At 44.7% G+C, this 13948-nt stretch carries 16 protein-coding genes; all 16 read left to right on the forward strand.

The features are described from left to right. Positions 1–40: 40 nt before the first annotated feature. The 16 genes from ruvA (at position 41) to R7E42_RS09025 (ending at position 13948) form a co-directional block, all read left to right on the forward strand. The gene (ruvA, locus tag R7E42_RS08950) at positions 41–652 is read left to right on the forward strand and encodes a Holliday junction branch migration protein RuvA (protein WP_005378313.1); all 612 of its coding nucleotides are present in this window, start codon (positions 41–43) and stop codon (positions 650–652) included. A gap of 287 nt (positions 653–939) precedes the next feature. Next, on the forward strand, positions 940–1944 hold the full coding sequence (gene ruvB, locus R7E42_RS08955; RefSeq protein ID WP_005378312.1) for a Holliday junction branch migration DNA helicase RuvB: 1005 nt from the start codon (positions 940–942) through the stop codon (positions 1942–1944). Between the two features lie 461 nt (positions 1945–2405). After that, positions 2406–3992: a cytochrome ubiquinol oxidase subunit I gene (gene cydA / locus R7E42_RS08960; RefSeq protein WP_005378311.1), complete on the forward strand. Its 1587-nt coding sequence runs from the start codon at positions 2406–2408 to the stop codon at positions 3990–3992. 17 nt (positions 3993–4009) lie between these two features. Next, a complete protein-coding gene (gene cydB / locus R7E42_RS08965) occupies positions 4010–5146 on the forward strand; it encodes a cytochrome d ubiquinol oxidase subunit II (protein WP_006742909.1) in 1137 nt (378 codons plus the stop codon). A 12-nt stretch (positions 5147–5158) separates the two neighbouring features. After that, the gene (gene cydX / locus R7E42_RS08970; protein ID WP_000270284.1) at positions 5159–5266 is read left to right on the forward strand and encodes a cytochrome bd-I oxidase subunit CydX; all 108 of its coding nucleotides are present in this window, start codon (positions 5159–5161) and stop codon (positions 5264–5266) included. Then, entirely contained in the window at positions 5259–5561 is a 303-nt protein-coding gene (gene ybgE / locus R7E42_RS08975) for a cyd operon protein YbgE (protein WP_005378304.1), read from the forward strand. The genes cydX and ybgE overlap by 8 nt, the downstream gene beginning before the upstream one ends. Positions 5562–5733: 172 nt before the next feature. Then, positions 5734–6153 carry a tol-pal system-associated acyl-CoA thioesterase gene (gene ybgC, locus R7E42_RS08980; protein WP_017820044.1) on the forward strand — a complete coding sequence of 140 codons (420 nt, stop codon included), beginning with the start codon at positions 5734–5736 and terminating at the stop codon, positions 6151–6153. Further along, positions 6143–6841, forward strand: coding sequence for a protein TolQ (tolQ, locus tag R7E42_RS08985; RefSeq protein ID WP_005378301.1), 699 nt, complete (start codon positions 6143–6145; stop codon positions 6839–6841). Before ybgC ends, tolQ begins: the two co-directional genes overlap by 11 nt. A 3-nt stretch (positions 6842–6844) precedes the next feature. Beyond that, entirely contained in the window at positions 6845–7288 is a 444-nt protein-coding gene (locus R7E42_RS08990; protein ID WP_005378298.1) for an ExbD/TolR family protein, read from the forward strand. 13 nt (positions 7289–7301) lie between these two features. Beyond that, the gene (tolA, locus tag R7E42_RS08995; protein WP_053303231.1) at positions 7302–8366 is read left to right on the forward strand and encodes a cell envelope integrity protein TolA; all 1065 of its coding nucleotides are present in this window, start codon (positions 7302–7304) and stop codon (positions 8364–8366) included. A 15-nt stretch (positions 8367–8381) separates the two neighbouring features. Further along, a complete protein-coding gene (gene tolB, locus R7E42_RS09000) occupies positions 8382–9734 on the forward strand; it encodes a Tol-Pal system beta propeller repeat protein TolB (RefSeq protein ID WP_005387925.1) in 1353 nt (450 codons plus the stop codon). 30 nt (positions 9735–9764) lie between these two features. Next, positions 9765–10289 (forward strand): peptidoglycan-associated lipoprotein Pal, encoded by a 525-nt coding sequence (gene pal / locus R7E42_RS09005; protein WP_005378293.1) that lies wholly within the window; start codon positions 9765–9767, stop codon positions 10287–10289. Positions 10290–10304: 15 nt separating this feature from the next. Further along, positions 10305–11057, forward strand: coding sequence for a tol-pal system protein YbgF (gene ybgF / locus R7E42_RS09010; RefSeq protein ID WP_005378285.1), 753 nt, complete (start codon positions 10305–10307; stop codon positions 11055–11057). 251 nt (positions 11058–11308) lie between these two features. Then, positions 11309–12370 (forward strand): quinolinate synthase NadA, encoded by a 1062-nt coding sequence (nadA, locus tag R7E42_RS09015; protein WP_318072586.1) that lies wholly within the window; start codon positions 11309–11311, stop codon positions 12368–12370. Positions 12371–12488: 118 nt separating this feature from the next. Then, entirely contained in the window at positions 12489–13532 is a 1044-nt protein-coding gene (locus tag R7E42_RS09020) for a potassium channel protein (RefSeq protein ID WP_017635053.1), read from the forward strand. Beyond that, entirely contained in the window at positions 13532–13948 is a 417-nt protein-coding gene (locus tag R7E42_RS09025) for a DUF350 domain-containing protein (protein WP_130546634.1), read from the forward strand. The genes R7E42_RS09020 and R7E42_RS09025 overlap by 1 nt, the downstream gene beginning before the upstream one ends.

Here is a 13948-nt window from a genome sequence, read left to right on the forward strand (position 1 = left end):
TATTATCCTGTCGCAAATTCATTTCCAAAGAGTATTTATAGTGATTGGACGTCTTCGTGGCATACTGATTGAAAAGCAACCACCTGAAGTATTAATTGAAGTTAATGGCATTGGCTATGAAGTCCAGATGCCAATGAGCTGTTTTTACGAACTGCCAAATGTTGGCGAAGAAGCCATTATTTATACTCACTTTGTTGTCCGTGAAGATGCGCAATTGCTATACGGTTTCAACACGGTAAAAGAACGAGCACTTTTCCGTGAAGTGATCAAAGCCAATGGCGTTGGTCCTAAACTCGGTCTTGGTATTCTCTCTGGTATGACAGCAACGCAATTCGTTACTTGTGTGGAACATGAAGACGTTTCTACGCTGGTTAAGCTTCCAGGCGTTGGCAAGAAAACCGCAGAGCGATTGGTTGTTGAAATGAAAGACCGCTTGAAAGGGTGGGGCGCTGGCGATCTATTTACACCATTTACGGATGCTGCTCCTGCGGATTCTGGTGCGACATCCAACAACGCGGAAGAAGAAGCAATCAGTGCGCTTCTAGCTCTAGGTTACAAGCCGACTCAAGCGTCGAAAGTGGTATCTCAGATCGCTAAACCGGACATGAGCAGTGAGCAAATGATCCGTGAAGCTCTAAAATCAATGGTGTAACGCTGGTTGCACAGTGAACATTTGTTCAAGATAACTCATTCTCTAAGGTTAATGCCAATCGCTTAACGATGTTTTTTTGTGTCATTCCAGCGAGCCTGGCGAGACTGGGAATCTAATAGCAGCACGCTGAGCGGTTAATGAAACAATTTGACCATAAATCGCTCGGATAGAAGATCCTGTATCACGCTCCTTCGTCGCTGTACAGGATGACGAGATATAGAAATATGCCACTTGCTGTTAAACGAGCGGCATTATTCTCTCAGGTAACCATTTTTCAAGGTAAAAAGATGATTGAAGCCGATCGTTTAATCGCGCCAGAAAACCCTGCCTTTCGTGATGAAGATGTCATTGATCGTGCTATTCGGCCAAAAAAATTAGCGGATTACCAAGGTCAGGACCATGTCCGTGACCAAATGGAGATCTTCATTAAAGCTGCTCAGTTACGTAGCGAAGCACTTGATCACCTTTTGATTTTTGGTCCCCCAGGTTTGGGTAAAACCACACTTGCGAACATCGTTGCCAATGAAATGGAAGTGAACATTCGCACTACTTCAGGCCCTGTACTTGAGAAAGCAGGCGATTTGGCCGCGCTGTTAACCAACCTCGAAGAAAACGATGTGTTGTTCATCGATGAGATTCACCGCTTGAGCCCGATGGTTGAAGAGGTGCTGTATCCGGCGATGGAAGATTATCAACTGGATATTATGATCGGTGAAGGTCCGGCCGCTCGTTCTATTAAGATCGATTTACCACCATTTACGTTAATTGGTGCGACGACCCGAGCGGGCTCTTTAACGTCACCATTGCGCGACCGCTTTGGTATTACTCAGCGCCTTGAGTTTTATAAGATAAAAGACCTCCAAGATATCGTGCAGCGAAGCGCGGATTGTTTAGGTTTATCAATGGAACCTGAAGGTGCATTGGAAGTGGCAAGACGTGCGCGTGGCACACCACGTATTGCTAACCGTTTGCTACGTCGTGTTCGTGATTATGCGGAAGTAAAAGGCAATGGTCACATTTGTGCCGATGTTGCCGATAAGGCGTTGAATATGCTTGATGTGGACGCCGAAGGCTTCGATTACATGGACCGTAAGCTACTACTCGCGATTATGGAAAAATTTGGTGGTGGTCCGGTCGGGCTCGACAACATGGCAGCGGCGATAGGTGAAGAAAAGGACACTATTGAAGACGTTCTTGAACCTTATCTTATTCAGCAAGGTTATTTACAACGCACTCCGCGTGGAAGAATCGCGACAGATCGTGCGTATTTGCATTTCGGAATTGAAAAATAAGATTCCCTCGCTGGGCCTTTGTTGCCCAGCGCTTCATTAAAGTTGACCAAACTCACATTTTTTGAATTTTTTCTCATACTGGTTTAGTAAGTAAAAAGCATTGATTGTTAACTCGATGTTTGCTTGCAACTGGTTAATTTCTCTCCTGATTACTCTCTCTTAACATCCGTATCCAATACTGGTTGATCTAGATCAATGTGATGGATTTTTGTGCAAATTCCGCGCATAAACATTGATGTATATCAAAGCGCGTTACGGCTATAAACCTTTTGAAACAATCTGTTTTTACAAGTAATATTAGCCCCAGCTATATTAGCTGATGCTTAACAATTAACTAACCAATGAAGCACATTTTTGCAACAATGAGTTGTGATAATTCAACATTTTTCAAGTGTAAATAACACCTGAATATGGATTGCAATATGTAGAGAGTGTCATTCAGCCGACACATAGGAGTTACCATGATTGACGTAGTTGATCTATCGCGGTTGCAGTTTGCACTGACAGCGATGTATCACTTCCTATTCGTACCATTGACCCTTGGTATGGCCTTCCTTCTGGCCATTATGGAATCGATGTACGTAATGACGAACAAGCAAATCTATAAGGACATGACCAAGTTCTGGGGTAAGCTATTCGGTATTAACTTTGCACTTGGTGTGGCGACAGGCCTTACCATGGAGTTCCAGTTTGGTACGAACTGGTCTTACTACTCCCACTATGTAGGTGATATCTTCGGTGCACCGCTAGCGATCGAAGCACTTGTCGCATTCTTCCTGGAGTCAACTTTTGTTGGTCTATTCTTCTTCGGGTGGGATCGTCTATCTAAACGCCAACACTTAGCGGTTACCTGGCTTGTGGCACTAGGCTCTAACTTCTCTGCTCTTTGGATTCTTATCGCAAACGGCTGGATGCAAAACCCAGTAGGCGCAGATTTCAACTTCGAAACCATGCGAATGGAAATGGTGAGCTTCTCTGAGGTTGTACTAAACCCAGTTGCTCAGGTTAAGTTCGTGCATACGGTTGCTTCTGGTTACACTTGTGGCGCAATGTTTATTCTAGGCATCAGTTCATACTACCTATTAAAAGGTCGTGACATTGCGTTTGCTCGTCGTTCGTTTGCTATTGCTGCTTCTTTCGGTATTGCAGCTATCTTATCTACCATCGTTCTTGGTGACGAATCTGGCTACGAGCTTGGTGAAGTTCAAAAAGTGAAACTCGCTGCAATTGAAGCAGAGTGGCACACTGAACCTGCACCTGCCGCATTTACGTTATTTGGTGTTCCTAACCAGGAAACGATGCATACCGATTACGCAATTAAGATCCCTTACGTAATGGGTATTATCGCGACACGTTCTTTTGATGAGCAAGTAACAGGTCTTCGTGATTTACGTGATGAACACGTCGATCGTATTCGTGACGGCATGTACGCTTATGAACTTCTAGAGAAGCTTCGTGCGGGCGATAAGTCAGAAGAAAACATGACTGCGTTTGATGAAGTGAAAGGTGACCTAGGTTACGGTCTACTTCTAAAACGCTACACAGACAATGTTGTTGATGCAACAGAAGAGCAAATCCAAGCTGCTGCGGACGACTCAATCCCAACAGTATGGCCGCTATTCTGGTCATTCCGTATCATGGTTGCTTGTGGCTTCATCATGTTGTTTGTCTTTGGTGCGGCGTTTATCCAAACGTGTCGTCAGAAGATTGAGCAGAAACAATGGATTCTAAAAGCTGCACTATTTAGCATTCCACTACCTTGGATTGCAATTGAAGCGGGTTGGTTCGTCGCTGAGTACGGCCGTCAACCTTGGGCTGTAGGTGAAATTTTACCAGTACATGTTGCAGCTTCTGCACTAACTGCAGGTGAAATCTGGACTTCACTCTTCGCAATTCTGGCGCTATACACGGTATTCCTGATTGCAGAAGTTTACCTAATGTTGAAATTCGCTCGTAAAGGCCCAAGTAGCCTGAAAACGGGTCGCTACCACTTCGAGCAAAATGCTGACTCTGTTGAAGACAAAGTTAGTCGCCAAGTAGAAGCGTAAGGTAAGGAGATAACAAGATGTTTGATTACGAAATCTTGCGACTCATCTGGTGGGTACTAATCGGTGTTCTACTAGTTGGTTTTGCAGTAACAGACGGCTTCGATATGGGTGTAGGCGCGCTTGTACCTATCATCGGTAAAAACGACACGCAACGCCGTGTCATGATTAACTCAATTGCTCCTCACTGGGATGGTAACCAAGTTTGGCTTATCACTGCTGGTGGTGCACTGTTCGCAGCTTGGCCTTTGGTTTACGCAACGTCATTTTCAGGCTTCTACTTAGCGATGATTTTGACACTAGCAGCGCTATGGCTTCGTCCTCTGGGCCTAGACTACCGCTCTAAAATCGAAGATCCAAAATGGCGCAATACCTGGGATATCTGTATCTCAATCAGTGGTTTTGTTCCGCCAATCATCTTTGGTGTGGCGTTTGGTAACCTTCTACAAGGTGTACCATTCCAATTGAGTGAGTTCTTGATGCCAACATACCATGGCTCATTCTTTGGTCTACTAAATCCATTTGCACTGTTGTGTGGTCTAGTAAGCTTATTCATGATTTTGATGCAAGGTTCTACTTGGCTACAAATGAAAACAACAGGCGAAGTGCATGTGCGTGCGCGCAACGTTGCTCAGTTGGCTGGTTTACTGACGGTTGCTGCGTTTGTAGCGGCTGGTTTCTGGATCCAAAATATCGATGGTTACGTCATTGTTGGCGGTATCGACACTAACGCTGCTTCTAACCCTCTAAACAAAGAGGTTATCCGTGAAGCTGGTGCGTGGATGAAGAATTTTGAAAACTACCCATTACTATGGGCTGCTCCTGTACTAGGTGTAGCAATGCCGCTTCTCGCTGTATTGGCATCTCGTCTTGAAAAATGTGCGATTTCGTTCATTACTTCAAGCTTGGGTGTTGCTGGTGTTATCTTTACTGCAGGTTTTGCGATGTTCCCATTCATCATGCCTTCAGACTTAATGCCAAGCCACAGCTTAACAATGTGGGATGCAACGTCATCTGAGCTGACTCTGAACCTAATGACAGGCGTTGCGTTTGTTATGGTGCCAATCATCCTTGGTTACACATCTTGGACTTACTACAAGATGTTTGGTCGCCTTGATGACCAGTACATTGAAGACAACAAAAACTCACTTTACTAAGGAGCATTTACTATGTGGTATTTCGCATGGATTCTAGGTGTACTACTTGCTTGTGCATTCGGTATCATCAACGCTCTTTGGCTAGAGCACTCAGAAATGATGGATAAAGACAGTGAGTAACCTCGCTGATAAGGTAGCGAAACTTCACGCACCAATGGATAAGACTCTGCTACGAGTCTTATCTCTCATCCTTGGCTTTATGCACGTAGGATTGGTGATGTGGGACCCTGAAGCTTACCATCAAGCAATTGGTGGTTTTAACTCAATCATCGCACCAGCACTGATTTGGTCTGTATGTTCAAGCATGGTGTATGGGGTGGGCTTCAAGCCAAGAAACTGGTACTGGCAAGTTTTGTTTAGTCCTTATTTCTCGTTAGCTATCTTAATTTATCTAACGGCACTTTATTTCATTTAGGCTGAAATATGCTGTAATAAAGTCGGTTACTAAATCATCGAATAAAAGCTAGGTATCTCGCCTAGCTTTTATTTTTTCTACAAATTTCAAAAATATTTCCTTAGCTCGGTACCAATTGCTGTCGCTTCAGTTATAGTAATTACTTTAAAGAATTGAATATATTGGTACTCCCTTGCAAGGCACATCAAATCTCTTTCACTGGCCGATCACCGTGTACTATGAAGACACTGATGCGGGCGGTGTTGTATATCATTCTAATTATCTAAAATTCTTTGAGCGTGCACGGACAGAGATGTTACGTGCTAAAGGCATTTCTCAACATGTGTTACTGGAACAAAATATCGGCTTTGTTGTCCGACACATGGATATCGATTTCAACCAAGGGGCTAGGCTGGACGAGCATCTGACAGTCGTAACCCGAGTGTCAGAAATAAAACGTGCTTCTCTGCAATTCTGTCAAGAGTTGGTCAATGATCAAGGCAAGATATTGTGCAAGGCCTCGGTTAAGGTAGCATGTATCGATAATAAGAAAATGAAACCAATAGCTATTCCAACCTTTATAAATTCGGAGCTAACAAATAGTGACTGCTGATATTTCCATTTTAGATCTCTTTCTTCAGGCCAGTCTGTTGGTAAAGCTTGTGATGCTGACGTTGCTTGGCATGTCAATTGTGTCATGGGCAATGATCATCAAGCGCAGCAAAGTGCTTTCTCAAGCATCAAAAAATGCAGAGCAGTTTGAAGACAAATTTTGGTCGGGTACTGATCTTTCTCAGCTTTACCAAAAAGTAAAAGCGCGTAAAGACGAAATTGAAGGCACAGAAGAAATATTCTACGCAGGTTTTACAGAGTTTGCTCGCCTACGTAAGAGCAACGCAAATTCACCAGCTTACATCATGGAAGGCACTGGCCGCGCAATGCGCGTTGCTGTTTCTCGTGAAGTAGATGAGCTAGAAACAAGCTTACCGTTTTTGGCAACAGTCGGTTCTATAAGCCCTTATATCGGCCTATTTGGTACCGTTTGGGGCATCATGCACGCCTTTATTGCGCTGGGTGAAGTAAAGCAAGCTACGTTGTCTATGGTTGCACCGGGTATCGCCGAGGCACTTATCGCGACAGCGATGGGGCTATTTGCGGCTATTCCGGCAGTAATGGCGTACAACCGCCTAAGCAATAAAGTGAGTAAACTAGAGCACACTTACGCAACATTTTCTGAAGAATTCCACAGCATCCTTCATCGTCAAGCGATGGCTGGCCGAGACAGCGCGGATAAGGAATAAAGCATGGCGGGTTATCAACCTAAAAAGCGAAAAATGACAGCGGAGATCAACGTTGTTCCGTATATCGACGTAATGCTCGTACTGTTGATCATTTTTATGGCGACCGCTCCATTTGTGACTCAAGGCGTCGACGTTGATCTTCCGAAAACATCGACCGCAGAATCTATGCAAGACCTTGCTGGCGAGACTGACAGTAGCTTTATTATCATCGAAATTGATAGCGAGGGTAATTTAGGCCTAAGCGTAAATGATGAAGAAGTTCAGCGAGGTTTGTCGTTGCAAGATGTTATTGTGCGAGTGAAAGCGGAGCGAGAGGTTAAGCCGGATTCACCAGTTGCGGTAGGTGGCGACGCGGCAACACCATATGCCGATGTTGTTCTATTGCTAGATGAACTAAGTCGAGCTGGTATCCCTAAGGTAGGTCTAATGACCGATATCAGGGAATAGACATCAATTATCTATGAAAGATCACAAGAAGAAACCCAACCAATACGCCAAACCGATAGCAATATCGGTTGGTTTGCATGCAATTCTAGTTGCAGCCCTGCTTTGGGGGACGGACTTCAACATGTCTAAACCAGAGCCTACAGGGCAAATGGTTCAAGCTGTTGTCATCGATCCAAAACTTGTGCAGCAACAAGCGAAAGAAATTCGCCAGCAACGCGAAAAGGCAGCGAAAAAAGAACAAGAGCGTCTTGATAAACTGAGACGCGAAGCAGAGCAGCTAGAAAAAAACCGCAAAGCTGAAGAAGAGCAAATTCGCAAGTTGAAAGAGCAGCAAGCGAAAGATGCTCAAGCGGCACGAGAAGCAGAAGCTGCACGTAAGAAAAAAGAGCAAGAGCGCAAGCAGGAAGAAGAACGTGTTCGCAAAGAAAAAGAGCGAGCTGCTAAGCTAGAAAAAGAGCGCAAGGCAAAAGAAGAAGCCGTGCGTAAAGCTGAGCAGGAGCGTTTAGCAAAAGAAGCGGCTATAGCAAAAGCTGAGCAAGAACGTTTAGCTCGTGAAAAAGCAGCAAAAGAAGCGGAAGAAAAAGCACGTCGTGAGCGTGAAGCTGCTGAAAAAGCTGAACAAGAGCGCATTGCAAAAGAGAAAGCGGCAAAAGAGGCAGCGGAGCGAGAGCGTAAAGCGAGAGAAGCAGCTGAGCGTGCCGAGCGTGAGCGTAAAGCTCAAGAAGCCGCGTTAGATGATATTTTTGCGGGTCTCGAGAGTGAGTCAGAACAGAATCAGCAAGCGAAAAATCAACATGTGCAATCTGAAGTTGACCGCTATGGTGCAATTTACAAACAATTGATAGAGAGTCGTATCATTAAGGACGATTATCTTGTGGGAAAGTCGTGTAGGCTTAATGTGAAGCTAGTTCCTACTGGGACTGATGGTATTGTAAGTAATGTTACTGTGTTAAACGGTGACTCTCGTCTTTGTAGTGCAGCTAAAAGTGCAGTTGCCCAAGTTGGTAACTTTCCGATGCCTAAAGACCGAGATGTTATTGATAAAGTTAGAGATATCAACTTAACCGTTGAGTACTAGAATAAGGAATAAGACGTGATTAGACGCCTTTTACTAGGAATGTTTGTACTGTTTAGCAGTATGACAAATGTGGCGAATGCCGCATTAGAGTTGGTCATTACCGATGGTATTGATTCAGCACGACCAATTGCTGTTGTTCCGTTTAAGTGGGAGGGCACACAAGCGCTTCCAACGGATGTTTCTGCTGTTATCGCCTCGGATTTACAACGTAGTGGTAAATTCAGCCCAGTTCCAACGAGCAAAATGCCACAAACACCGTTCAGTGAATCAGAAGTTAATTTTGATGCTTGGACCAATTTAGGTGTGGATGCGCTATTGACTGGTTCAATCAAGCAAAACGACCAAGGTGACTACGTTATCAACTATCAACTTGTTGATATTGTGCGTGGTCAGTTAACAGGTGGGAAGAGTAAGGCGCTTGGTAGTGACGGTGAATTGGTTCTGTCAAAAGATCATGTGCTGTTCAATAAAGTAGCCACTGTTCAAGGGCCTCGTATGCGTGAGTACGCTCACCGTATCTCTGATTTGGTGTATGAACAGTTAACTGGCGACCGTGGCGCTTTCATGACTCGTATCGCATATGTGGTAGTGAACGATAAAGACCGTTTCCCTTACCAACTTCGAGTCGCTGATTACGATGGCTACAATGAGCGTCTGGTTTTACGTTCTAAGCAACCATTAATGTCACCAGCGTGGTCACCAGATGGTAAAAAGCTTGCGTATGTTAGCTTCCAAAATGGCCAAGCAGAAATCTTCATCATGAACATCTACACCGGTGAACGTGAGAAAATTACTTCATACCCACGTCACAATGGTGCGCCAAGATTTTCGCCAGATGGCAATAAGTTAGCGATTGTTCTTTCTAAAACAGGCTCGCTTCATGTTTATACGTTTGACCTTAACACTCGTAAGCTGACGCAAATTACGCGTGGCAGATCAAATAATACGGAACCGTTCTGGCATCCGGATGGAAAATCGTTGATTTTCACATCGGATAGGGGTGGTAAACCACAGATTTATCAAGTAAATTTGGGCAGCGGTTCTATTGACCGTTTGACTTGGCAAGGCAGCCAAAATTTGGGTGGTCAGATTACTCCTGATGGGCGATTCCTAGTTATGGTGAACCGCAGCAACGCAGGATTTAATTTGGCGAAACAAGATTTGGAAACTGGTGCTCTTCAAGTCTTAACTAAGACCTTGCTTGATGAGTCTCCTAGTATTGCCCCAAACGGTGGCATGGTTGTGTATAGCTCGATTTACAACAAGAAAAACGTACTATCGATGGTGTCAATTGATGGTCGATTCAAAGCTAGATTACCGGCAACAAATGGGCGTGTTCGAGCGCCTGCATGGTCACCGTTTTTGTAGTAATAAGTTTGATTAATAAAGGAAAATAAGATGCAACTGAACAAGGTTCTAAAAGGGCTACTAATCGCGCTTCCTGTAATGGCTGTTACAGCGTGTAGTTCAAGCGACGACGCTGCTTCTAACACTGGTGCAGCAACAAACAACAATGGCGCAGTGGAAACAACAGTAGCTACGCCAATTGATCAAAGCGGTCAGTTGACAGAGCAAGAGCTAAAAGAGCAAGCGCTACGTGAAACTCAAACAATCTACTTTGCTTTTGACAACTCAACAATTGCAGCAGATTACGAAGAGATGCTAGCGGCTCACGCTTCTTACCTAAGCAAGAACCCAGCACTTAACGTAACTATCGAAGGTCACGCTGATGAGCGCGGTACACCTGAGTACAACATTGCTCTAGGTGAGCGTCGTGCACAAGCAGTAGCGAACTACCTACAAGCACTAGGTGTTCAAGCTGACCAAATCTCAATCGTTAGCTACGGTGAAGAGAAGCCACTTCTTCTAGGTCAATCAGATGAAGTTTACGCTAAGAACCGTCGCGCGGTTCTAGTATACTAATTCGAGGTAATCCTCATGTTCAGTAACACTAAGCGCGCTGTTGCGCTTACGTTACTGGCAAGTGCAGCGAACTTTGCGTTCGCTGCACCAGCTCCAGTATCCGATCTCAACAGCACATCATCCGTCTCTAAGAGCCGTTCATCTGAAACGGAAGTAGAACGTCTAGAACGTTTGCTACAAAATCGCAATCGCGTTCAGCTCCAAATGCAACAGCAAATTGACCAAATGTCACAAGAGATCAGTGAATTGCGTGGTCAATTAGAGCGAAATAGCTACGAAATGAAACAAATGTTGCAACGTCAACGTGAGTTGTTTGTCGAGCTGGATCGTGTTCGTGGAGAGATAAAATCCACACCTGCACAAGAAGCACAACCTGTGAAAACAGGTGGCCAGTACACTCCAAATGTTGATGAGCAAACGGCATATCAGAATGCAGTTGACCTCATTCTCAAAAAGCGTGATTACACTGGCGCAATTGCAGCGTTCCAGCAGTTCCAGAAAGATTATCCTGATTCTACATATTCAGCGAATTCTCACTACTGGTTAGGTCAGTTGTACTTCGCTAAAAAGCAGGATGAGGATGCAGTGAAAAGTTTTGCCGCTGTTGTGTCTTATAAAGACTCCAACAAGCGAGCCGATGCGTTGCTTAAGTTAGGCGAAATCGCTGAGCGTAATAACAATGCAGCTCAAGCGAAAAAGTACTACCAACAAGTGGTTGATGAATACCCAGGTAGTGCATCTGCAAAACTTGCCAGCTCTAAGCTGTAAGACGTTATGTTTTGAAAAGGAAGCCTCGGCTTCCTTTTTCTTTTCCATTTTCTGTTGTTGCAGAACGGCTAAGTCGATAGCAATGATGCAGAGCCTCTGACCTTGTGTTGCACCGAATTTCGCTACTCGGAAATGCTACCTGTAACAAAGATATACGGCTAGACCGCTAGAAATCCCCGCGACAAGTTGGTTTTTGAAAATTAACGAGGTTACAATACTCGGATTAAAGGAAGTTGCGTAGAGCATGAGCAATGAGCCATATATTAGATAAAATCGACACTGTTTACCCATTCCCACCGAAACCAGTTCCATTAAGCGAAGAAGAAAAAGCATCTTACATTGAGCGTATTAAAAAGTTACTCAAAGAAAAAGATGCGGTACTTATCGCGCACTATTATACCGACCCTGAGATTCAAGCCCTAGCTGAAGACACTGGCGGGTTTGTTGGTGACTCGTTGGAAATGGCGAAGTTTGGTAATCGTCACCCTGCAAGTACATTGATTATTGGTGGTGTTCGCTTTATGGGCGAGTCGGCCAAAATTCTGACACCAGAAAAGCGCATTCTAATGCCAACGTTGGAAGCGGAATGTTCGCTCGACCTTGGCTGTCCTGCGGATAAGTTCAGCGAGTTTTGTGATGCTCACCCTGATCATACGGTTGTAGTTTACGCAAACACCTCAGCAGCGGTTAAAGCCCGTGCCGACTGGGTCGTTACATCGAGTATTGCGCTTGAAATCGTGGAACACTTAGACGCTGAAGATAAGCCAATTATTTGGGGACCAGACCGTCACCTAGGATCGTACATCGCTAACAAAACTGGCGCAGATATGCTGCTTTGGCAAGGTGAGTGTGTGGTTCATGATGAGTTCTCTGCTGATGCGCTACGAAAAATGAAGAGCATGTATCCAGATGCGGCTATTTTGGTTCACCCTGAGTCACCAGCAAGCGTCGTAGAACTTGCCGATGCCGTTGGATCAACGAGTCAGCTGATCAAAGCAGCGAAAGAGCTTCCTCACAAACAAATGATCGTTGCGACAGACAAAGGCATTTTCTTTAAAATGCAGCAACTTGTGCCAGAGAAAGAACTTATCGAAGCGCCAACCGCAGGTGCAGGCGCAACATGTCGCAGCTGTGCACACTGTCCTTGGATGGCAATGAACGGTTTGAAAGCAATTGAGAAAGCGCTTAGTGAAGGTGGTGAAGAGCACGAGATTTTTGTTGACGAAGAACTGCGTGTTAAATCCCTTATACCGCTTAACCGCATGCTAGATTTTGCTGAGCAGCTAAATATGCAAGTGAAAGGTAATGCTTAAAAAGTAGGCGTAACTGAAAGTAAATCTCAAAAACCAGCCGAATATGGCTGGTTTTTTTGTGTCTTACTATCAATGAGTTACTATTGATGCAATCAATGAATATCGAGGTCATAAATTTATGGCGGTGTGGTTAGTAGTTAAAAAGTGGCTTAGTTCCCACCTTTTTAAATTGAGCAACCGAAGCCTTCTCATCTTTAGTGGCTTATATGTGAGCCTTTCATGGTGGCTGCTGGTTCTCGCTGGTGAAACCGCATTAACAGACAGTTTCGCTAACTTTATCTATTACCTCATGGTTACGGCGAGTACGGTGGGTTATGGCGACCATTCTCCTGTAACAGATTTGGGTAAATGGGTTGTCGTACTATTTGTAATCCCCGGCGGTTTGAGCTTATTCGCCGCATTATTGGGGCGTGTCGCTGGAGCAGCGATGGACTATTGGCGAGCGGGTATTTTAGGAAAACGGAGAGTAAGAGTGGAAAACCATATTGTATTGTTGGGCTGGAATGGATCGAGAACGATGCACCTTATTCGCATGTTACAACATGAAGAAGAGGGAAAGCGCCCGATTGTTTTATGCAGCCGTTCAGAAATAGAGAACCCGTTACCTGGCGAAATCAGTTTTATCAAAGTGACCAGTTATACCGATTCGCAAGAGATGAAAAACGCCAATATTGCCGAAGCCGCTTGCATTATTGTGGATAATCTCTCGGACGACATTACCTTGTCAGCCGCTCTGTACTGCGCATCTGTAAACCCTTCCGCTCATTTGGTCGCTTACTTTAAAGATGAAGCGCTCGGCCGACTTCTAAGTCAGCATTGCCCGAAAGCGGAATGCATACCTGCTGTTGGCGCAGAAATGTTGGCAAAAGCGGCGGTTGACCCGGGCTCAAGTGCGCTTCATCAGGAGCTTTTGGCTTCAACACGAGGTATGACTCAATACTCAGTTATTTATCCTGAGGGTCAGTCTGCCACCACTATTGAGAATCTCTTCGTTTTTCTCAAAAGACGCCATCATGCCACGCTGATTGCTTTTGATATTGGCGATGGTATTCAACTCAACCCAGATTTAGATGCTGAAGTACCCGCGAGTACCAAGCTGTTTTACATTGCAGATGAACGTATTGAAGATTTTGCCTGGAAAGAAATGAACAAGGAACAATAATGCACATGATTGCCGGCCTGTTAACAGGCTTCCCAAACTTTTTACTCTATTTCTCTGTTTCTATTATTTTTGTATTGGCGTTTAAGTTCATCTACGTCAAGTTGACGCCATACGATGAGTGGCATCTGATTAAAGAAAAACAAAATACAGCAGCAGCGATTGCGCTAAGTGGGGCTTTCCTTGGTTACTGTCTCGCGATTTCGGGGGCGGCAAAAAACTCGGTCAATATCGTCGATTTTATGGTGTGGGGCGTTGTCGCAATGCTTGCTCAAATTATCGCATTTGCAATTGTACGCTTTATTTTACTTCCGAAAGTGGCAGAGCGTATCGAAAAAGATGAACTGCCAGCCGGTATCGTATTAGCCGCAGTTTCTGTTTCGGTTGGCGTATTGAATGCCGCGTGCATGACCTACTAG

It is taken from the genome of Vibrio sp. Vb1337 (assembly GCF_033338715.1).
Lineage (GTDB): Bacteria > Pseudomonadota > Gammaproteobacteria > Enterobacterales > Vibrionaceae > Vibrio > Vibrio alginolyticus.